This is a genomic window from Ciceribacter sp. RN22 (genome assembly GCF_024054295.1).
Classification (GTDB): Bacteria; Pseudomonadota; Alphaproteobacteria; order Rhizobiales; family Rhizobiaceae; genus Allorhizobium; species Allorhizobium lividum.
This window is the reverse complement of the sequence record NZ_JAMXLD010000034.1, coordinates 793-21,247: the sequence shown is the minus strand read 5'-3', so window position 1 is coordinate 21,247 and position 20,455 is coordinate 793. Positions and strand designations below refer to the sequence as shown.

Sequence of the window (20,455 nt, the reverse complement as noted above, 5' to 3'; positions counted from 1 at the left end):
GTCGTCGCAGAAGGGTAAATAGGTGGCCGACTTTTACGCCGCCCGCAGCAGGACAATCCCGCCGCTACCGTGGTCTAATTTTGCACCGCCGCTCTCACGGCGCTCAAAGAGCTCGTCCAATCCAGGCATGTTCTGCATCAGTAGCTCCTTACGCACGAGCGGTCGAGCGCTCGACCTCCGGCTGAGTAGGTATGGTCGGAGGCGAAATAACCGCTTACCGGCGGCTCTGTCCCTGTGGTCCGTTGGAAGGGGAGGCCATTGTTGAACGAATTCCGGTCGCTTTGCGGCAAAGCGAAATACGCATCCGAATAGGCCAGGAAACTTGTAAATGACGCGCCGGAAACATCTTTTCCGGGACGGATTTTACCGGGATCGTCGTCATTCGCGGTACTATTGGCGAGATCACGTGCGGTGTACTTCAATGTCGGCTCGATCCAGGAACCGTCGCGCTTGAACCCATAGGTCACAGAAGACAGATAACCCGCTTTCATCATCGCAACGGCTTCAGCCTCATAGTCGGCAATGGTCTGATCGGTCGGCTTGCCGTAGAGGCGTTGAATACGCTTAAGGTCAGTTGCAATCTTGGCTGCCATGTGGCGAGCATGTGTAATCGTAAATGTCGCGCTCTCGGTGTAGCTGTAGCTGGACATCGCGGCCTCATACCTGGAACGTGGAACCGAAGACCTTCTGCCAGTAGCCGACGGTCAACTGCTTGCTGGGGGCTGCCAATGCGGCATCGATAGCGTCTCCTGCATCGAGGGCAGCTTCGACGATGTCATCCATATTGGCGACTGTGTAGAGGCGCGAGACATTGTTCAGAGCGTTCACGGGATCGATGATCTTCATTGGCTCTGAGAATGCGCCGATGCTGGAGAGCGGATAATAATCGGAGAAAGCGATCCGGTCCTTAAGGCCACTCGTTGCGATACAGGTGAAGAAGTGCTGCAGCGCTTCCGGATAGTCAGAGAGGTCGAGACCCTCATCGCAAAGCTTGGCCATGATCAGCTCGATCATGAACGATTTGAACCGGAAGCCGTCGCGTTCCTGTTTCTGGCGGCGTGCCCAAAATTTTACGAGCCGCACGACTTGAGCAAAATGCTTCTCTTGCGACTTCTTTCGTTTGCCGGCAAATTCAAGGTGAAGTGGGATACTCGTCTTCAGGAATGACCCGTCATCCTGGCTGACCAGATTTCCATACCATTGCGGATCACCGTTGTAGAGGATCGGGACGACATCCACGTCCAATCCGGAGCCGCGGAAGGAGACGGTCACCGAGTAGGTCTGAGGGGTGACTTGATCAGCCGCAAAGTTCGGAAAGGCCTTGCGCAGCCGCTCGGCGAGATAGGTCAGCAGGGCGCTTACAGATTGTGGCGCGTCCGCGCCACTAATGTAACAGGCAACATCTATGTCGTTGAGCGAGCGCAAAGCTGTTCCCTTTGCCAGACTGCCCGAGAGCATCATCTTGCGAAGGGTGAAATCGGAGTGCTCGTCGAGATAGGACTCGAGCTTCTCCCGCAGTCGCCGCGCCTGGGCGCGATATTCTTGCGCCTTGTCCTGCGGAAGATTCACGCGCTCCTCTGCAAAGCTTAATATCTCACGATGCCCTACATGCTCGCGGCTCATGCCCATCTCCAAAAACGGTGAACCCTTGACTTCAAAGCCAAGATACTAGATTCCTCAAATATACCGATAGGAACTATATGGGTATAAAATCTACACCCGTCAAGGAATTATATGCATGACCGATGAGAAGCGCCCTTGGACACAAAATCAACGCTTCGAGTTCATGGAATGGAAGCTATTTTGGGAGGGGGCACTCAACCGAAGCGATCTGGAAGAGATGTTTCAGATATCGACGCCACAAGCGTCGATTGACCTTCGACGCTATCGGGAATTGGCTGGCGACAATATCGCCTATGACGCAACTGAAAAAACTTTCAAACCTACGGGCAATATCAAGCCCTCTTTCCTCAGAGTTTCCGCTGACCGGCTCCTGCTGCAATTGCGGGCATTGCTGACGGGCGCTCTTCCAAGAAGGGAGGTCTGGTTCCGAGATCTGCCAACTATCGATATGGCGCCTGATATTGTGCGACATGTGGATCCGGATTGCTTGCGTACGATTCTTGCCGCTATTCGCTCTAAGCATTCCATCGAGGTCCGGTATCAATCTCTGACCAATTCACGGACCAGGGAGATTGCTCCTCACGCGCTCGCCTTTGATGGCTACCGATGGCACGTTCGCGCCTGGGCGTGTGATCGTGACGATTTTCGAGACTTCGTTCTGACGCGTATTGATCAGATCAAACCAGGTGCACCAGCGGATTTCGATCCCGAGGACGACCTGGAGTGGAACACAATAGTATCGCTGGATCTTCGGCCGCACCCCGGCCTGACCGAAGAGCAATCCCTTGCTATCGAACGAGACTACGCGATGACCGACGGTCGGCGGATAATCGACGTGCGGCTATCTATGGCATATTACTTTATTATGCGGATGAACCTGGATCTTGCCGATCTGCCTCCGGCAAGGGCACAGATTTGCTTACATAACCTTGAGGCCGTTCAGAGTGATATCCGAGCGGCGAGAGCTGAGTCAAAGCGGCGAATCGTTGACCGGATAAATCGGAAATGAGCATTGTTCCGCGAGCCGATGGACCTATGCCGTCGCGGTGTAGGACAAGCCGCGGCAACCCTGCCTCCTGAACGAAATTGTAGATTTTGTCTGTAGGAGTCAGCACCTCGTACCATTTAGTCGAACGTTGATCGAGCGCTTCCACCATACGAGCCGGATTTCCAATGCTAAACTTCTGTTGTTTCAGACTGCGACAGATCTCGCATGGAAGGCCCGGTTTGTGCAATCTGGAGTAGGGGAGAATCAGGGGCAGGACATGCATCTCATCTTCAGCTTGGCAGCAGATGGTCGAGTTTATCCCGACGCTCACGACGCGTCCGGAGACCTCGATAAGGACGTACTTGGACCTTTGGGTTTGGTTCAAACTCTCGAGACCCAGCTAGGAATGCTAGCGCCGAGCATTTCGAAGGCAGTGCGCATTTCGACTTATCTGGCAAAGCTTCGTGCTTGCGGTGGCGATCGTTTCTGGGCCTCGTCATTTGCGAGAGATCCCTGGTCTACGGCCGCCACCCTCCTTGACTGGCGCGATACGCTGGTGGGCAGTGGCTGGCACGGTACCGCCATCGGCAGCACTCGCCTAGACGATCTCGCTGCCGCAGAGGCCGTCGAGCCAACATTGCCGGCGGGCTTGGAAGACCGCGCCATAGCTTTGCTCCACGTCCTCAAGACAAGGCCTGGCCTGAGAATTCATCAACTCGGTTTGGCAGACCGGCGGGATCTTTTGCCGCCGCTGTGGGCACGCGTCGTTGACGCTCTCGAATCCGTCGGGGTCACCATCTTCCAACATGAGCAGCCCGAACTGGCGCCAGAGGGCTCCGACTTGCGAATAGTGCAGCGGGTTTTGTCAGGGGAGCCCGTCCAGCCACTAGCCGGCGACGGCACTTTTACAATGGTGGAAGCCGATACGGAACTCATGGCAGCTGAAACGATTGCCGACTGGTTAGCTTCTGTGCCGTCGGAGGACCTCCACGGAACAGTCATTCTCGCTTCCGACGGCGATACAGCGCTCCTGGACCATGCTTTGCGGGCGAGGGGCATTCCAGCCCTCGGGCTCTCCGCCTCATCACCCTGGCGAGGAGCACTGCAGGTTCTTCCTCTGGCTTTTGCTGCCGCGTGGCAGCCATTCGACCCACGCGTGCTTTTGAACCTCTTCCTCCTTCCGCGGCCTCCTGTTGCGGCCTGGGTGGCGCGTCGGCTTGCTCGTGCTCTCAGCGAAGAGCCGGGTGTCGGTGGCCGCGTCTGGCGAGAAGCATGGGGCGAAATCGAGGATCGCCTGCTCGAAATCAATACGCGATCCGACGCGGATACAGCGCGCCGGAAAACCGATACGACGCTTGCGGAATGGCGCGCATGGACGGAGGTCGGGCGCTTTGCGAGAGGCGAGGGGATGCCACTGTCGGAGGCGATGGCGATCTGCGGGAGAGTGGCCGCTTGGGCGATGCGTTCGGACGGTGGCGAGGGCGACCGCTTGCTGATGGCAGTTTCGAATGCTGCAGCCGCTGTGTCTGACGCCCTGAGCCGCCTGGAGCTTTCGGTCATTCCCGCCCTCCTTCTCGAGCGGGTTGTCTTGCAAGTCCTGTCGGAGGGCGTTCCCAATCCGGACCACTTCGCGGAAGCTGGCGCTGTTCGTGCCGTCAAGGCGCCGGGAGCGTTGTGGTCCTCGGCCCAGCGCGTCATCTGGTGGAACTTTGTCGGTCCTGGCGAGAAGATTGCCATCACACCGTGGGACAATGCCGAGCGTGAAGCGCTCGTTGCGAATGGAGTGGAGATCGATGCTTCGCCAGCGATTGCGCGTCGGATCGAGGCCGCCCATAGCGGCGTCATCTGGCGTGCTCATGGAAACGTCATTCTCGTGCGTCCAGCGCTTGCGCGCGACGCGCAGACAACCCTTCATCCCATGGCGCACCGTTTGCGGCCTCTGCTGAAAGAAAGCGGGGCGGCGATCACCTTCAAGGCGGAACGGCTGCTGCGTGAACCCGATACCATGCTCGCCGGCAGGATACTTCCTCGCCAGCTTGTTGAAAGGCGAGTGCAGCCGCCAGCAGGGGTTCCGGTCTGGACGATACCGCCGGGAACGACACGCCTTGCCGACACCCGTCGTGAGAGCGCGACTTCGTTGACACGGATGTTGAACTGTCAATTGAGCTGGTTCGCCCAGGATATTCTCAATCTTCGACCGGGGCGTTTCGCCGAAATTCCTGGGACCGACCAGCTCTTCGGAAATCTCGCCCACGAGATTGCCCGCCGGCTGCTCCTTCCGGGCGCACCACCGGCCGAAGCCAATATCAGGATGGAAGTAATCAGGTATTTCGAAAGCCTGCTTCCCGAGATCGCAGCTCCGCTCCTCCAGCCGGAACATGCCGGAGAACTCGCGGCTGCTCGCGAAATGGTGCCACGTGCCTTGGAGGCGCTTGTACGCCTGCTCCATGGTCAAGGTTTGGAGATCGTCGGTTCGGAACTCGATCGGGAAGGTATCCAGGGGCTGCTGCTGCTTCAAGGTAGGCTCGACCTCCTGGTTCGTCGCGGCGACCGGATCGCAGTTCTCGACCTCAAATGGACCCGCTCCGAACGGCGATATAGGGAGGAAGTCGCGTCCGGACGGGCCATCCAGCTAGCCGTCTATCGCGGGCTCTCAGCGGGCGATGGTACAGGTGCTCCTGGCGGCTATTTCCTGCTGCGCCAGCGACGCCTCGTTGCCGGTCCGGGCTCCATCCTGACTGACAGCCCGATCGAAGCCGATATCGATGACCTCGCCACGCTTGGCCATGTGACAAACGATTGGGGTCTCTGGCACGATCTTGCGACGAATGGGACTCTGATTGCAGCCGGTTTCCCCGATACAGGTGATCTGCGACCCGCTGGACTTACCGTTGAAGCAGTGAAAGAGCCCTGCCGGTTCTGCAATTTGCGCGGCCTCTGTCGCGTCTACGAGGAGCTTGTTTGATGTCGCGACTGACGACCATTACCGCTGCCGCCGGCGCTGGAAAGACGACAAGGATCGTCAATGACATCGCCGGCGAGGTCCTGGTGCGCACGCCCGAAAAGATCCTTGCGACGACCTTCACGATCAAGGCGGCAGATGAACTTGTCGAACGCGCCCGCGCCAAACTGTTCGAGCAAGGCAGGGCGGACGCCGCTGCCCAGTTGCTGGGTGCGCGCTTCGGCACTGTCAACGCGGTCTGTAGCCAGATCGTCAACGAATTTGCCATCGACCTGGGGCGCTCGCCGTCGACCAATGTCATCGGCGAATCCAACATGTCGCTGGTGTTCAGCGTGGCCGCGGATGCGGCAATTGCGGCACGTGCCGAGATCCTGAACGAGCTCGCCGACCACTTCGGCTACAATGATCCTCGTGCACCGGGCACGGGAGAACCAGCTGACTGGCGACGAACGGTGCGCAGTATCGCGACCCTCGCACGAGCAAACGGAATTGAGGCTGACCAGTTAGCCTCGTCGGCGCAGCGATCAATCGAGACTTTTCTGGCATGCTTTCCGCCTCCGGCGCCAGACGGCGCGGATCTGGATGCCGCATTGGCCAGTGCCTTGAACGACGCCGTCGACATGAGGCCCGCAGTCGTGAGCAGCACGGGAGCGGATTCAGTCGAGACGATCAGAGCGGCGCGTGAACGTATTTTGCGCGGCGAAACGTTGAGCTGGTCGACTTGGGCGCGTTTGACCAAGGTAAAATGCGCGCCCACCAAGGATGGGCAACCTTATAATCAGGCGTTGACCCGTCTTATCGCCGCGGCGGGACGGCACAGCGAGCATCCGCGGCTCCGGTCCGAATGCGAGCAGTTCATCACCGAGACGTTTAATTGCGCCGCCGAGGCGTTGACCGCTTACCAAGATTGGAAGGCCGAGCGGGGGCTATTGGATTTTACGGATCAGGAAGCTCTCGCGTTGGAGATCCTCAAGACACCTCACTTGGCCGCAAGGCTCAAGGAACGTGTCAGCCGTGTCTTCGTCGATGAGTTCCAGGACTCGAGTCCCTTGCAGCTTGCCGTGTTCACGCTTCTTGGGGAGCTGGTCGATGAGAGCACATGGGTTGGTGATCCGAAGCAGGCCATCTACGGCTTTCGCGGCGCCGACACCGAGCTGACCCAGGCTGCGTTTCTCGGCGCTGGCGGAAAGCCCGAGGACAATCCGGTCCTGTCCAAATCATGGCGAAGCCGCAAAAGCCTGGTCGATCTCTTCAATGCGATGTTTACGCCGGTCTTCGAACGGATGGGACTGCCGGCGGCGCAGCACGCGTTTTCGGACGCGGCGCGGTCGGATGCAGGCTTCGATAGGCCCTCGGCCGGCTGGTGGTGGCTGATCGGCAAAGTCGACGAACAGGCACAGGCCCTTGCGGAAGGTATGCGGCAATGTCTGGCCGAAGCCGACAACTGGCTTGTCGAAGACGACAAGCACGATCACAGGCCAATCACGCCAGGCGACATCGCCATTCTCTGCCGTTCCAATACTGATGTCGGACGCTTTGCCGCCGCCCTCAGCCGTGCCGGTCTTCCGGTGGCAGTCGAACGGTCTGGGCTCGCGCGCACGCCGCATGTCGAATTCGTGCTCGCTGCTTGTCGCCGGGTCGCGGACGCGACAGATCGCCTGGCACTTGCCGAACTTGTCCGCTTCTTTGCTGATGATGCCAGCTCCGACTCGTGGCTGCGGGCTGCAACCTCTGACGATGCCGACGCAGCGCTGCGGGCGGAAGTGCCGATATCGGATGCACTCGATAGGCTCGCGGGTCAATTGCTCAATTTCACGCCGGCCGAACTAGTTGACGCCGTCCTCGCCTTGCCAGCACTGTTGAGCCATATCGAGAGCTGGGGCGATACCGCGATGCGCTTCGACGACCTCGAGGCCTTGCGCGGCTTCTCGCGTGCCTATGAGGAGGAGTGCGTGGCATCCGGCTCGCCGGCGACACTGCAGGGACTTCTGCTTGCGCTTGACGGTGCCGAGCCGAAGCGGCCCCCGAGCCTTGCCAGTGATGCGATCCAGGTCATGACCTATCACGGATCCAAGGGCCTCGAATGGCCTTTGACGGTCCTGACCGGCCTTTCCTGGGAATCGAAGGCACGGTTGTTCGAGCCGGTCGCTGAGACGACCGGCGATCTCGATTGGCGCGACCCGCTGGCAAAGCGGTGGATTCGTTTCTGGCCATGGCCTTATGGTCAGAGCGGAAAAGGCAGTACGATCGATGTAGAGGTTGCCAACTCGGAGACAGGCCGGCGCGCATTGCAACGCGCTGTCGAGGAAGACACAAGGCTTCTCTACGTTGGCGCCACTCGAGCCCGCGACTATCTGATCTTTGCCCCACCGGCGAAAGGCCCTCTCAATTGGCTGAGCCTGCTCAATGCGCCGGAGGCTGCAGCGCATGTCGTTCCTCCTCAAAGCGACGATAACCAGCTTGGGATAGGGAACCAGAATTTCACAGTCGATGTGAAGGCGCTTGCGATGACTGGTGTGGTAACGGAGCGTGATAGGCCGCCCACCTTCGTTCGAACTCGAATGACCGAGCCACAGGTCCGTCCGCCCCTGTTCCTGAAACCAAGCGATGCGGAAGGCGGAAACTGGAGGGTCGTCGAAAGGGTCGATCTCGGCGGAAGGCTACCGATCGACGGGATCGCCGATATCACGGCGCTGGGCGAAGCCCTTCATTCCATCATCGGCTATGATGATCCGGACCGCGACCGAGACCAGCGGTTGGCCGATGCGTCGTCTATCCTGACGCGTTGGAACGTCATTGGCTTCAAAGCGGATGATGCGCTTATCGCCAGTGATCGCCTAGCCACCTGGCGCCGCGGCCGATGGCCTGCGGGCAGCGGCATTGCTGAAGTGCCTGTCACGGCACCCGCAGTCGATCAGATTCTTAAGGGCCGCATCGACATGTTGGTCGAAACGGGGATTGATTTTGCTATTGTTGACCACAAAAGTTTTCCCGGCCGTTTCGAGCTCTGGGAAGATCGGGCTCTTGGCCACGCGCCACAACTTGCTGCCTATGCAGGCGCGGTAGAAACAATCACTGGACGAAGCTGCTCCGAACTCTGGATCCATATGCCCATCGTCGGAGCGCTGTTTCGCCTCGCTCCAACGGACGCTTGAGACGTAAGCAACGTCCGCGTCACGGGCACATCCGACGATTCCATGGTTGCAGTGATCATCGGAGGGGAGCTGTGGCCGCCGACGACGGTGCGGGCATTGGTTCGGCAAAGTGGAGGCGCAACAAGAGCGGATCGAAATCGTACGCCGTCTTTTATCAACCAAAGGGACGGCGCTTTCGAAAGGACTTGATGTGCGCAAAAATGTGCATATATTGTGCTTTGAGATGAGTGGAGAGTAGCTATGGCACAGGCTCAGGCAGCACATTCCTATGCAGTTGTTTCCGGCTTTGTCGATAGCCTTCAGGAGCCGCGCACGCCCTATATCTCGCCGTCTCGCCTGTCGAAGGCGCTCGGCGTCAAGGTCGCGAATCTTGCAGAATTGACCGGCGTTCATCGCAACACCCTGCGCAATCCCTCCTCCGAGCGCCTGCAGGGCAGGATGCGGGAAATGATAAAGGCGATCTCAGCGGCCGCCGAGTTGACCGGCGATCTCCAGAAGGCAATCTACTGGTATCGGAATGAACCGATTGCCGATTATGGTCATCGCACGGCCGCAGAGCTTGTTGCGGATGGTGAGGTCGAGGCTGTCCTCGCGTATATCCGGGACCTGGAGAACGGAGCGCGCGGGTGAAGATCATCCGCATCGGCCCGGACGCGGTCTTTCATCGCTATCTGACACCGAAATGGGCGTTTCTCCCGACCAGCGGGGCCGGTGCCGCCGTAGATGGCGGACGTTTCAATCGCCCCGGCGTGGAAGCTCTCTATCTCTCCGTTGCGCCACAGACCGCCCTTGAAGAATATCGACAGGGCGCGAGCATCACACCGCCGGCTACTCTTGCCGCCTACAAGGTCACGCTCAGCGATGTCGCCGATCTGTCGGAAGGCTTCGATCCGCTTGATTGGGACGCTGCTTGGGCTCAATGGAACTGTGCGTGGCGAAAGATCGCCCGTATCGACAAGAAAGTGCCTCCCTCCTGGAAGCTGGCCGACGAGGTTATCTCAGCCGGCTTTCGGGGACTTCTCTTCCCGTCGCTACGACACGCCGGTGGAACCAATCTGGTGATTTTCACTGCCAACCTCGTTGCGGGCGATGAAGTACATGTTCACGATCCAGATAACCGGTTGCCGCGCGATCAATCGTCTTGGCTGCGGTAGCAGCACATTTTCAATAGACTGCCGTGTCGCGGGGATCAGCTCCAGCAATGACGGAGATCGCGAAGCTATCAGTTTTGTACCAGATACCGAGGATTCACCCATCCCTCGTGGCCTGACTCCTTCACCCGAATATGCACCCATCCGGCCTCCGTCCCAATGATTACAACCGACACACCGGTCGCAAGCGTTTCCACGAGCACATATTGCGGGCCTGGCCCTTCTCGCATGTTGAGATTAGTAGTTGTTTTCGCGCTTTCGGCTTTCGGAGTGTTGATTTCCACTGAGAGCTGGCCCGGCGTTTCCACCGAGAAGTGACCCGCCTTTAGGTATCGTTTGTGTTGGCCGTGGTGGTCAAGTTCCTGCGTTTCTCCTTCGTTGTTTTCGGCTCATGCGCCGAGCTGCTCTTGAAGGGAAGCTGCCGTTTCCGGTTTCCAGGATGTGGCCGTGGTGGGTAAGCCGGTCGAGCAGCGCGGTGGTCATCTTGGCGACGCCGAACACGCTGGCCCATTCACTAAAGCTGAGGTTGGTGGTGATGATAACGCTGGTGCGTTCGTAGAGTTTGCTGAGCAGATGGAAGAGCAATGCGCTGAATGGCAGGTATCCCACCTCGTGGAGAATGACGAGATCGGAATGGACGAGCCGATTGGCGATCTGTCCCGACTTGCCTTGTGCCTCCTCTTGCTCGAGCGCGTTGACCAGTTCAACCGTCGAGAAGAACCGCACCCGCTTATGGTGATGCTCGATGGCGTGGACACCGAGCGCAGTGGCAATGTGCGTCTTGCCCGTGCCGGGATCGCCGACCAGAACGATGTTGTTGGCGTCGTCGAGGAAATCGCAGCGGTGGAATTGTTGCACGAGAGCCTCGTTGATCTCGCTGCTTGCGAAGTCGAAGCCCTTCAGATCACAGTACGCCGGAAAGCGTGCTGTCTTGAGCTGGTATGCAGTGGATCGGACCTCTCGTTCCGCTGTCTCCGCCTTGAGAAGCTGGGATAGGATCGGAATGGCAGCCTCGAACGCCGGCGACCCCTGCTCAGTCAGATCAGCGACGGCGTGGCCATGCCATGCATCTTCAACTGCCGCAGCATGATGACGATCGCGCCGCTTGCCGGATTATGACGCATGGTGAACCTCCGTCTTTCTCAAGGTATCGTATCGTTCGACATTGGCCTTGGGCTCATTGGTGAGCGTCAGTGCCTGCGGTGCGTCAAGGGTCGGCGGCGTGAAGGATTTGCCGTCAACGAGACAATGCAGCAGGTTCAACACATGCGTCTTGGTCGGGACGCCGGACTTCAGCGCCATGTCGACGGCCGAGAGCACTGCCTGTTCGTCGTGCTGGAGAACAAGTGCCAGGATATCGACCATCTCGCGGTTGCCACCTGGCTTCTTGAGCAGATGTTGTTGCAAGGTCCGGAATGCATCGGGAAGCTCGGCGAACGGTGCGCCGTTGCGAAGAGCACCGCGCTTACGCTGCACCACATCCAGAGTGTGACGCCAGTCATAGATGGTCTGTCCTGGCCGCGACGCGACGGTGCTCGCAGACGATCTGACCTTCTGCGGCGACCACGAGACGATCCGGATAGACCCGGAGGCTCACCGGTCGATTGGCAAAGGACGTCGGAACGCTGTAGCGATTGCGCTCCAGATGCACGAGGCAGGTGGGCGTGACCCGCGTCGTATATTCGACGAACCCGTCGAACGGCCTGGAGAGCGGCATGAGAGCTGGGACTTCCTCGGCCCAGATGTCGGCAATAGTGCCACGCAACTGACCGTGGGGTGTCTTGGCCCAGAACTCCTTGCAACGCTCCTCGAGCCAATCGTTCAGGGCCTCCAGTGATGGGAAGCGCGAGGTCGGGGGAAAGAAGCGATGACGCGCATCCTGCACGCTCTTCTCGACCTGTCCCTTCTCTGAGCCGTAAGCCGGATTGCAGAACTCGGGCTTGAACCCGTAGTGGCTGGCCATTGCCATAAAGCGGACGTTGACGTCGCGCTCTTTGTCACAGCCGACCTTGTCGATTGCCGTGCGCATGTTGTCGTAGATGCCGCGGCTAGGGATGCCACCGAAGACGCGGAAGGCATGGTAATGGGCATCGAACAGCATTTCGTGCGTCTGCAGGAGATATGCCCGGACGTTGAAGGCCCTGGAGTAGCTCAGCTTCGTGTGGGCGATCTGCAGCTTGGTGCGCTCATTGCCGATGATTGCCCAATCTTCCGACCGGTCGAACTGAAAGGCTTCGGCTGGTTCGGACGCCAGGGGCACAAATGTCCAGCGGCCCATCGTCTGTAATTCTCTATGACGATCATCGCGCCATTCTCGCGCAAATGCCGCCACGCGATTCTAGCCCTCGTAGCCGAGGCTGACAAGATCAGCGTGTAGCTGCTTGATAGTCCGCTTCTGCTTGCGGCCCTTCTTCGACTCCGTCTTCAGTCAGGCCGATAACCGATCTGCAAACGGATCAAGTTTGCTCGGCCTCTCCGGCACGTTGAACTTCGGCTCCACGCCGCCGGAGCGCAGATATTTGCGGATGGTATTCCGGGATAAGCCGGTCCTGCGGCAAATCTTCCGGATCGATAGATGCTCTCGAAAATGCCAGCGTCGGATTACGCTCAGTAACGCCATGTCGATCACTCTAGAGCCCCCTGAAAACATGCGAGGGACGGTTGAAACATGGGTCAATTCTCAATGGAAATATCGCGCTGCGCCGGGTCAGCTCTCAGTGGAAATCAACAGAAAGGACCTATTGCTATCTTTGAACTCTTTTCTAGTCCGATTCTGACAAATATGCGCCCTTGGTGAAAGACGGAAGAAGCCGCATCTGAGATGTTGTGAACTTCAGCAGGTATCCGTCCAAAGAGCGACAAAGATGAATAGAAATAGCATTGAGGTGCGGGTCGGCACAGAGAATGAGTTCTCCAAAGTGTGCGACACGCTCGCCGACGCCTTCTTCGAAGACCCGTTCGTCGAATATATGTTTCCCGACAAGTCGCGCCGCGCCCGGTTTCTCCCGGTTTACTTTTCTATTTACGCAGAATCCGGGCATACCCTGATTGCGGGCGATGATTTCGACTGGTATGTGGGGGCGGCAGTGCATTTCACCCCTGAAAACCTGGACCTCAGCGAAGAAAAACTGCGGCATGACGCTGAGAAAGTATTTTCACTGTGTGGAGATGACGCGCACACAGTGGTCGCGATGATGAAAGCCTTGAACGAAAATCATCCGAGAGACCTTGTCCACGCTTATCTGCTATTTATCGGCTCGCGTCTTGCTCGTGGCTCAGGAGTTGCCACCGCGCTCGTAGACCATCTTGCGCAAAGGTGGGATGCCGAGAATCTCCCAATGTATGGCGCGGCGACGACTCTGAAGAATCTCAACTTTTCCGTGGACCATATGGACGCTCGGCCGCTAGAGCCGCGGATCCGTCTCGACAACGGATTGGAGCTGTTTCCCCTGTTACGTCTTCCTCAAAGCCGCCGAGCTTCGCAAGCATCCTGACGGGTGGCGAAGATTTCCCAGCCGGGTCAGTGATCGCCAATGCCGGCGGCGGTCTCCTGATCGAGAGCGTGCAGCGGGCAGGCTGTCGAACACTCTGGCAGGCGCAGAGCCTTACGATACTACCTTTTGTGGCATTCATGCAGGTGTGAACCTCAGCCACTTGGAGATCCGCTCGTGACAACAGCCTCACTGATACGTCTTGCTTCTTTGGACCAACTGCACGGTGACGGCCCGCACACACTGTCAGTTAATGGATTCGACGTCGTGGTGGTGCGGACACAGGCTGGGTTCCGAGCCTTTCAAGGGCGCTGTCCACACCAGGGAGCTCTTCTGGGAGAAGGCGAAATCACTGCAGGCAGGCTGGTTTGTCGAAACCACGGCTGGCGCTTCAGTACCGAGTCTGGGGAGCGGGAAGGCGGGCCTCAGTGCCTCACGTCTTATCCAATCGTCGAGAAAGATCGCGATCTCTACATCGAGGCGTTGGGATTATTCGGTGCGCGTCATCGCGTCGATGCAGTGCGCACATTGAAGAGCCTTCCAGGTCCAAGAGGGTTGCCGGTTTTAGGCAATGCCCATGAGCTTGACGCGTCGACGCTTCATCTCACGCTCGAACGCTGGGCCGACAAATATGGGCCAGCATATCTGTTTCGGATAGGTCCCAAGCCAGTCATTGTGCTCTCTGACCCAAAATGGTGTGAACAGGTCCTCCGAGCGCGGCCGGAGAGATTCACGCGCGCATCTCAAATGGCCCCCATATTCTCCGAGCTGGGAGCTGAGGGGGTTCTGACCGCCGAGGGCGAAGCGTGGCGCACGCAAAGGAAACTTGCCGTGAGAGCGCTTGCTCCGACAAACTTTCGCGAGCTGTATCCAAAGCTGCAGACCGTCATCACCCGCCTGAAAAAACGCTGGGAAAGGGCCGCCGATCTCGGTTCGATAGTCGACATAGTCGAAGACCTCAAGCGTTTCACATTGGATGTCACTACGCTCATCACCTTCGGCCACGACATCAATACCATCGAAGACGCGGAGGATGTCATTCAGCACAAGCTTGCGCTCATGTTTCCAGCGCTCAATCGACGCATATTCGCCTTGTTCCCGACATGGAGATTCGTCCGGCTCCCGCAAGATTGTCGGTTAGATCGCGCGATCGCGGAGCTGCGAGCCTGGCTCGGCGAACTGGTGGTAGCCGAGCGATCACGTCTGGCTGCCGAGCCTCGACGAGCCGAGAGACCCTCCAATTTCCTTGAAGCCATGGTGTCGGCGCGGGATGAAGAGGGGCGGCCTTTTGCAGACGAGATAATCTTTGGAAATCTAATGACGATGCTGCTCGTTGGCGAAGACACATCGGCGCATACGCTCGGGTGGGCTGTGCATCAGCTGTGCGATAGCCCCGACTCCGTCAGTCAACTACGGCGAGAGGCCGATCGGCTCTTGGGAGTATCGGATGTGGCAGGCGATATCGATACGGCCAACAAGTTCATCTGGGCCGGCGCCATCGTAAACGAAACGATGCGTCTTCGCCCAGTTGTTCCCTTCCAGTTCCTCGAGGCAAAAGTCGACACTGTCGTCGGCGATCTGTTCGTAGCGGCGGGTACTCGCCTGGCAGTACTTATGCGTCCGGGAACGCGCGATTCAAGGCACTTTGCCGACCCTCTCTCTTTTCGGCCCGCGCGCTGGCTCGACGATACCTTGGGAGTACACGACGCATCGGTGCATACTCCTTTTGGATCGGGTGCTCGCATTTGTCCCGGGCGCCATCTCGCATTACTCGAAATGAAGTTGGTTCTGGCGATGCTGTACAAGAGTTTCGAGGTGGAACGAGTGAGCAAAGCCGAGGAAGTGCGCGAGCAATTCGCAATTGCGATGTCTCTGGCGGGCCTGAAAGTGCGCCTGCGCCCCCGCTCCAACACATCGGCGAAAACGGCCGACTCCTGAAAACAGGGAATCAGCCCAGCGTCGTCTGTCGCCGCGATGACCGCTCTGGGCTGTCAACGGCGAAGGAGAACCCGGCCACGCGGTGGCGCAAAAGTCGGCTCCAAGCCGGGATTTTGGCCAAATCGTTCAGCCGTTGCTGCGAAAAGCATGATCGTCACGCCGTTCGCATCATCGGCCCGCCGTTCGCGCGCATCAGGGCCATGATGACGGGGCCGAGCGAGAATTCGCAGCGCCGGGCCCTAGCCGTCAGGTCACGCAGGTAACCGCCCGCCGTGTTGATCTGCCCTGTCCGCTCCAGGATGCAAGCAATCGTCGCCGCGGCATTTTCCGGCCCCATCACCTCACAGGCCTCCTGATGGGGTAGGTTCAGGATACGTGTAAAAGCCGGTCACAAGGGATTTTTCAGACCTGATCGGACCCGTTTTGTGATCTCTCCGACGCGGCGGGCGACTGGCCTTTTGTCCGATTTTCCCTTGAATTTTGCGAATACGCTGGCCCAATAGTGAGCCGTTCCGCAAGCCTCGATGCCGATGAGGCAGGGTGGCACCTGCGCGCCATCTTAGCACCAGCGGAGCGGGAGCCTTCCATCCCATCGATTTCGCCCCCTCTCGCAAACGACCCCATTAAAGCGTTGAGACCGGGGGCGTGCCTGGTGCTTAAGGCAGGTGGTTGCATTGAGTAACCGGGCAACCTCGTCGCGGCTCAGCACCACGGGCAGGTTACGCGGATGCGCCAGCCGGACGAGCCTGCGCGCCGGGTCCGGGCGGTCGAGGGTCTGGGTGAAGAAGAAGCGTAGCGCCGACACGATGCTGTTCATCGTCGGAACGGGAACGCCGTCCTCCTGCTGCGCGATCTGGAACCGGCGCAGGTCGTCGGCAGTCGCCGTGTCTGGCGAACGCCCGAGGAAGGTTGCCAGGCGTCCAATGTCGCGGAGAGAGTTGCGATGCATTTCGCGTGAGAAACGCCGCATGTTTATGTCGTCGATCAACCGCTGGCGCAGTGGGCTGACGGGTGTGTCGACACGGGGGTACTGCATGATCAGGCTCCTTTGTTGAAGAAGCTCGTCATGCTCTGCTCTTGCCGGACGACGTTCAATTAAGGCGCAATCTCCAGCCTGCGCCCTCTACCTCAGCCGCAGAGGCCCTCCCGCGCAGCGGGTTCGTTCTTCGGCCCCAACTCTACCTCGGTCTTTCCCGCATCCTACAAGTCTTTTTCGCATCCGCTTGCCGGACCTACGACTCACGGGGAATTAGCCCTTTCTACGGGTGCTTCGACGGTCTTTGATCGTCGGCACGAGGCAAGAGCGGGTGCGGCATGGACCGGGAAGATGATCGAGCGGAAAGGGACAAGACACCCGCAAACCACAATGCTAACCGGGACCATGATAACAAAATGGTCCCGCGATCTTCCGTTGAAGCTGTTTCATCCGCCGAGAGACTCGATCACCTCGTATTCGACATTGCCCGGCTGATCGGTCGCCAGATGGCACGTGACGATTACGAGTGCCGAGCTCCAGTCAGTGAGAATCGCGATCCAGGTGGAGGCCATGACTGACGCGAGAGCGATCCTAACCGTCGGATCATGCAGCAGACGCCTTGCACCACCCTCCCGTTTGCGACTAGGATTCCACTTGAGGCAGATACGCGCTGCCTTGGGGCGTGGAAACCCCGTGTACACAGGTATTGGTGTCGACCTGCAACGGCACTTCTCCTTGATCTTTATGGTCGGGGAGCCTGCGGCGTATGCAACAGGTTCACCCGAACTAAAGGCCGTGGGGATCGTGTGTACACGGTTTTCCAACTCCCCGATCACCAGGGGTCATTGAGCATGGACGCGGGGGCGAACCGCGAATGCTCCCAGGAAGCCGATCGAACGACACGAGGGCAGACAGGCCCGTTTCCTTATCCGATCTGCGTCCGCGACCCTCGCCATTGCGACAAGGGGAAACCGTCATGTCGGACACACAGCAGGCATCGAGTTGCAGCATCTATACCTATGTCTACGGCGACGACCTTACGAGGACCAGCCGCCGTTTCTACGATACGCAGGATACGGCGCGGCGGGATGTCGTGACCTTTCGCCGGAAATTGCTCGCCGAGAAGGATCGTAGCGACCCGCTGCCGGACATGAAGATTGTCCGCATGGAGACGGTGCCGCTGACGCCGAAGGCGCTCGTCTCCCTTTTCAACGATCTCGACGGCAAGCTCGGTGATTTCATCCGCTTGCGGGAAGTGGTCGAGGTAATCACCGAGCCGCAGGTCGGGGCGGGGCAGGGTGGTTCCATCGCCTGAGGCGGCGGAGCCGACTGAGGCCTTTGCCTCGTTCCACTGACGTCGGCCAGAACAAAGCCGTCCCCTCAAGGGCATGCCGCTGACGTGATGGCGCGTCCCGCGCCCGTCTCGCACGTAAATACAGCGCGTTGCTGGATGCCCATGAACGCTGAAGACGAGACTCAACAAGGAGACATGCCGATGACTCGTGCTGCCCTCTACGCCCGCTATTCCTCAGATAACCAGAGAGGCCTCGATCGAGGACCAATTGCGATTGTGCCGTGAGCGCGTTCTGAGGGAAGGATGGGACTTCGCCGAAACATATTCGGATGCCGCGGCATCGGGAGCGAGCATGCTCCTTCGCCCGGGCATCAGGCAGCTTCTCGCCGATGCCCAGTCGGGGCAATTCGAGGTTGTCGTCGCGGAGGCGCTCGACCGACTGTCCAGGGATCAGGAAGACATAGCGGGCTTGTTCAAGCGACTGCGGTTCGCCGGTGTGACAATCGTGACGTTGAGCGAGGGACAAATCGATGAGCTGCATGTCGGGCTGAAGGGCACGATGAACGCGCTCTTTCTCCGAGATCTGGCTGCAAAAATACGGCGTGGCCAGATCGGCCGCGTGACGAAAGGCTTTTCCGCCGGTGGCTTGTCATACGGCTACCGCGTGGTGCGGAAATTCGACGAGCGGGGCGAACCGATCAGGGGGCTTCGCGAGATCGATCCCGAACAGGCGGAGGTGGTGCGCCGGATATTCAGCGAGTTCGCGTCGGGGCGTTCCGGTCGCACGATTGCTGCCGCCCTCAACCGCGATGGAGTTCCGTCGCCTTTCGGCGGCGAGTGGGCTGCGTCGACCATCAACGGAAATCTGAAGCGCCGCAGTGGAATGCTCTACAACGAAGCCTACGTCGGATTGCTGGTGTTTAATCGTCTTCAAATGGTGAAGGATCCAGACACCGGAAAGAGGATTTCGCGGCCCAATCCCCCGGACCAGTGGCACGTGGTCGACGCGCCGCAGTTGCGTATCATCGCGGACGATGTCTGGGACGCGGTACAGGTTCGGAAGAGGGCCTATGGTGGAACGCGCGTCCATGAGCGCAGACGCCCCAAACGAATATTCTCGGGCCTGATCCGTTGCGGATGTTGCGGAGCGGCTTACACCGTCAAGTTTCAGGATCGGTTGTCTTGTGCAGCTCATCGCGAGAAAGGAACGTGCGATAACAATCGCACCATTCGCATGCCGGACCTGGAGCAGCGTGTTCTCGGGGGGATAAAGCGCCGATTGCTGGCGCCGGAGGCGATCGCGGAGTTCCTGCGCGAATACCAGGCGGAGCAGAAGCGGTTGAATGCCGGCGCTGATCGCGAGTTGCGCGAAGGCGAGAGGCAACTCGCCAAGCTGGACAAGCAGATCCGGAATATTGTCGATGCTATCGCCGACGGAGCAGCGACGATCTCGCTGAAGGCAAAGTTGCGCGAACTGGAAGCGGAGAAGGCACGGCTGGTCGCCAGTCTCGACTTCCTGCGCGCGTCGACAAAGGTAGTCGAGCTTCGGCCCGCATCAATCGACTCCTATCGTACCAAGATCGAGGAGCTGCAACTCGGGTTGCAATCGAACGACTCGATGCAGATGGCTAGCGAAATCCGCTCCCTGGTGACCTCAATCGAAGTTCACCCGTGCGAGGATCGAGGTCAGGTCGAGCTTTTCGTGAAGGGAGCAATAGCGGATCTTTTGGACCTTCCGAAGAAGAAACCGCATGCTGTGCTTAGCACTGTAATGGTGGTAGCGGGAGAGCGTTTCCGCCAATACCGTGCGACGGTCGATATCAAATGCTGAACTGGTACCACGAGGCGCTTGGCCGCGCGCCCACAGCCAGTTAGCTGCTTGTTAAGCCTGACGGCTTATCTGTCCTCCGTGAAACATGAGGTTTCAGATGAGGGCCCGCATGAGCGATGATCAGGACGACAAATTTGATTTTAGGGTCGAACACCGTTCTTCACGGTGGATCTGCCGTCCATTCAACTTCCTGATCTTGGTGGCCCCGCTCGTCGGTACCGTTCTGCTCATCGTTCTTTCCCTCGAGGATCGAAGCAGCGCGACCGGCCCGGTCCCGTTTTTGGATGACGTCGTGACGTCGTCAATTCGGAAGGCGAACTGAGGCCGCCGAAACGATCGGCGAGAAGGACCGATCGCACCAGCGATCAGTCCAGCGATGGCCGATGTCTCGACAAACATTGTTCGCCATCTGTCACCGGCGGGTGCGCATACGGGGCCACGGTACCTCCAAGGTGCCGGCGATCGCCACAGAAGAAGGGGCGATCACCGGCCCTTGCGGGAAACCCTCCTCTCCTCCGCGCGAGCCGCGGCGGCTTCCCCGCACTCTCGTCGACAGCCCCTTCAGCATCGACCCCGGCACCGGCTGCCGATTGCCAGCGCAGCTATACCAACGATCACGCCCGCGAGATCTGGCGACCTTGAGGGAGGCGTAACAAGGGGAACAGCTCCTGGCCGGTATCGAGGCGGATGCGTGGTTCAAGCGCTCGAGCGCCGATGTGTCTGATGGAGAAGTCGAGGTTTGCTGCAGTTGTCGCCTCCCCATACATCGGGAGATCCTCAGCATCCCACTTTTGCGAAAGATGGTCCAGGAGTGCGGTAGCAACGCCCGAGCCTCGAAGGCGCGAGCCGATAAAGAGCAGATATGCATGGACAAAGTCGCGGGGATGATTGTCGTTCAGCGCTTTCATCATTGCGACCACGGTACGCGCGTCGTGCCCGCAGAGGGCATATGCCTTCGCGGTTTCACTCCGCACTCTCTCTTCACCGATATCGAGGTTGTCGGGTGTGAAATGCACTGCCGCGCCGACAAATCTGTCATCGCCACT

Annotated in this window: 16 protein-coding genes and 3 pseudogenes; 10 read left to right on the top strand and 9 right to left on the bottom strand. The window is 59.0% G+C overall.

Annotated elements, in window-relative coordinates:
• Positions 1-137: 137 nt before the first annotated feature.
• Together NHF53_RS23980 and NHF53_RS23975 are read right to left on the bottom strand one after the other, a co-directional pair.
• Positions 138-650, bottom strand: coding sequence for a hypothetical protein (locus NHF53_RS23980; protein ID WP_065662027.1), 513 nt, complete (start codon positions 648-650; stop codon positions 138-140).
• Positions 651-657: 7 nt separating this feature from the next.
• A complete protein-coding gene (locus NHF53_RS23975; protein ID WP_252836454.1) occupies positions 658-1,623 on the bottom strand; it encodes a CBASS oligonucleotide cyclase in 966 nt (321 codons plus the stop codon).
• 115 nt (positions 1,624-1,738) lie between these two features.
• On the opposite strand from NHF53_RS23975, the gene NHF53_RS23970 reads away from it, so the two are divergent.
• The 5 genes from NHF53_RS23970 (at position 1,739) to NHF53_RS23950 (ending at position 9,882) form a co-directional block, all read left to right on the top strand.
• On the top strand, positions 1,739-2,632 hold the full coding sequence (locus tag NHF53_RS23970) for a YafY family protein (protein ID WP_252836453.1): 894 nt from the start codon (positions 1,739-1,741) through the stop codon (positions 2,630-2,632).
• Positions 2,633-2,759: 127 nt separating this feature from the next.
• Positions 2,760-5,576 (top strand): PD-(D/E)XK nuclease family protein, encoded by a 2,817-nt coding sequence (locus NHF53_RS23965; RefSeq protein WP_252836452.1) that lies wholly within the window; start codon positions 2,760-2,762, stop codon positions 5,574-5,576.
• Positions 5,576-8,728, top strand: a complete 3,153-nt coding sequence (locus tag NHF53_RS23960; protein WP_252836451.1) for an exodeoxyribonuclease V subunit beta — start codon at positions 5,576-5,578, stop codon at positions 8,726-8,728. Before NHF53_RS23965 ends, NHF53_RS23960 begins: the two co-directional genes overlap by 1 nt.
• Positions 8,729-8,968: 240 nt before the next feature.
• Entirely contained in the window at positions 8,969-9,358 is a 390-nt protein-coding gene (locus tag NHF53_RS23955) for a hypothetical protein (protein ID WP_252836450.1), read from the top strand.
• On the top strand, positions 9,355-9,882 hold the full coding sequence (locus NHF53_RS23950; RefSeq protein ID WP_252836449.1) for an RES family NAD+ phosphorylase: 528 nt from the start codon (positions 9,355-9,357) through the stop codon (positions 9,880-9,882). The genes NHF53_RS23955 and NHF53_RS23950 overlap by 4 nt, the downstream gene beginning before the upstream one ends.
• 68 nt (positions 9,883-9,950) lie before the next feature.
• On the opposite strand, the gene NHF53_RS24365 is transcribed toward NHF53_RS23950, so the two are convergent.
• The 3 genes and pseudogenes from NHF53_RS24365 to istA form a co-directional block, all read right to left on the bottom strand.
• Positions 9,951-10,109, bottom strand: coding sequence for an SH3 domain-containing protein (locus NHF53_RS24365; protein WP_374591344.1), 159 nt, complete (start codon positions 10,107-10,109; stop codon positions 9,951-9,953).
• Between the two features lie 95 nt (positions 10,110-10,204).
• Positions 10,205-11,003: pseudogene (gene istB, locus NHF53_RS23945) on the bottom strand (IS21-like element helper ATPase IstB).
• A pseudogene (istA, locus tag NHF53_RS23940) lies at positions 10,993-12,499 on the bottom strand (IS21 family transposase). Before istA ends, istB begins: the two co-directional pseudogenes overlap by 11 nt.
• A gap of 244 nt (positions 12,500-12,743) precedes the next feature.
• On the opposite strand from istA, the gene NHF53_RS23935 reads away from it, so the two are divergent.
• Together NHF53_RS23935 and NHF53_RS23930 are read left to right on the top strand one after the other, a co-directional pair.
• Complete coding sequence (locus tag NHF53_RS23935) at positions 12,744-13,373, top strand: hypothetical protein (RefSeq protein WP_252836448.1); 630 nt, start codon at positions 12,744-12,746, stop codon at positions 13,371-13,373.
• Between the two features lie 174 nt (positions 13,374-13,547).
• Entirely contained in the window at positions 13,548-15,308 is a 1,761-nt protein-coding gene (locus tag NHF53_RS23930; RefSeq protein WP_252836447.1) for a cytochrome P450, read from the top strand.
• A gap of 154 nt (positions 15,309-15,462) precedes the next feature.
• On the opposite strand, the pseudogene repC reads toward NHF53_RS23930, so the two are convergent.
• From repC to NHF53_RS24130, 3 genes and pseudogenes are all read right to left on the bottom strand, one after another.
• Positions 15,463-15,666 (bottom strand): annotated as a pseudogene (gene repC / locus NHF53_RS23925) (replication initiation protein RepC); the annotation flags it as partial.
• Positions 15,667-15,867: 201 nt separating this feature from the next.
• Positions 15,868-16,344: a phage integrase N-terminal SAM-like domain-containing protein gene (locus NHF53_RS23920; RefSeq protein ID WP_252836446.1), complete on the bottom strand. Its 477-nt coding sequence runs from the start codon at positions 16,342-16,344 to the stop codon at positions 15,868-15,870.
• Between the two features lie 386 nt (positions 16,345-16,730).
• Entirely contained in the window at positions 16,731-16,856 is a 126-nt protein-coding gene (locus NHF53_RS24130; RefSeq protein ID WP_256481308.1) for a hypothetical protein, read from the bottom strand.
• 404 nt (positions 16,857-17,260) lie between these two features.
• Here NHF53_RS24130 and NHF53_RS23915 point away from each other — a divergent pair, with 404 nt between their 5' ends.
• The 3 genes from NHF53_RS23915 to NHF53_RS23905 all read left to right on the top strand — a co-directional run bounded on the left by NHF53_RS23915 (position 17,261) and on the right by NHF53_RS23905 (position 19,731).
• On the top strand, positions 17,261-17,599 hold the full coding sequence (locus NHF53_RS23915) for a hypothetical protein (protein WP_252836445.1): 339 nt from the start codon (positions 17,261-17,263) through the stop codon (positions 17,597-17,599).
• A 187-nt stretch (positions 17,600-17,786) separates the two neighbouring features.
• A complete protein-coding gene (locus NHF53_RS23910; protein WP_252836444.1) occupies positions 17,787-19,409 on the top strand; it encodes a recombinase family protein in 1,623 nt (540 codons plus the stop codon).
• A 109-nt stretch (positions 19,410-19,518) separates the two neighbouring features.
• Positions 19,519-19,731 (top strand): hypothetical protein, encoded by a 213-nt coding sequence (locus tag NHF53_RS23905; protein WP_252836208.1) that lies wholly within the window; start codon positions 19,519-19,521, stop codon positions 19,729-19,731.
• A 292-nt stretch (positions 19,732-20,023) separates the two neighbouring features.
• Here the strand turns inward: NHF53_RS23905 and NHF53_RS23900 are convergent.
• Positions 20,024-20,455 (bottom strand): hypothetical protein (locus NHF53_RS23900; RefSeq protein WP_252836443.1); only part of this gene is annotated, 432 nt, incomplete at its 5' end.

Coding starts and splice junctions, on each gene's coding strand:
- NHF53_RS23980 (WP_065662027.1), bottom strand. CDS start 650: ATGTCCAGCTACAGCTACACCGAGAGCGCGACATTTACGATTACACAT.
- NHF53_RS23975 (WP_252836454.1), bottom strand. CDS start 1,623: ATGAGCCGCGAGCATGTAGGGCATCGTGAGATATTAAGCTTTGCAGAG.
- NHF53_RS23970 (WP_252836453.1), top strand. CDS start 1,739: ATGACCGATGAGAAGCGCCCTTGGACACAAAATCAACGCTTCGAGTTC.
- NHF53_RS23960 (WP_252836451.1), top strand. CDS start 5,576: ATGTCGCGACTGACGACCATTACCGCTGCCGCCGGCGCTGGAAAGACG.
- NHF53_RS23955 (WP_252836450.1), top strand. CDS start 8,969: ATGGCACAGGCTCAGGCAGCACATTCCTATGCAGTTGTTTCCGGCTTT.
- NHF53_RS24365 (WP_374591344.1), bottom strand. CDS start 10,109: ATGCGAGAAGGGCCAGGCCCGCAATATGTGCTCGTGGAAACGCTTGCG.
- NHF53_RS23935 (WP_252836448.1), top strand. CDS start 12,744: ATGAATAGAAATAGCATTGAGGTGCGGGTCGGCACAGAGAATGAGTTC.
- NHF53_RS23920 (WP_252836446.1), bottom strand. CDS start 16,344: ATGCAGTACCCCCGTGTCGACACACCCGTCAGCCCACTGCGCCAGCGG.
- NHF53_RS24130 (WP_256481308.1), bottom strand. CDS start 16,856: ATGGCCTCCACCTGGATCGCGATTCTCACTGACTGGAGCTCGGCACTC.
- NHF53_RS23915 (WP_252836445.1), top strand. CDS start 17,261: ATGTCGGACACACAGCAGGCATCGAGTTGCAGCATCTATACCTATGTC.
- NHF53_RS23905 (WP_252836208.1), top strand. CDS start 19,519: ATGAGCGATGATCAGGACGACAAATTTGATTTTAGGGTCGAACACCGT.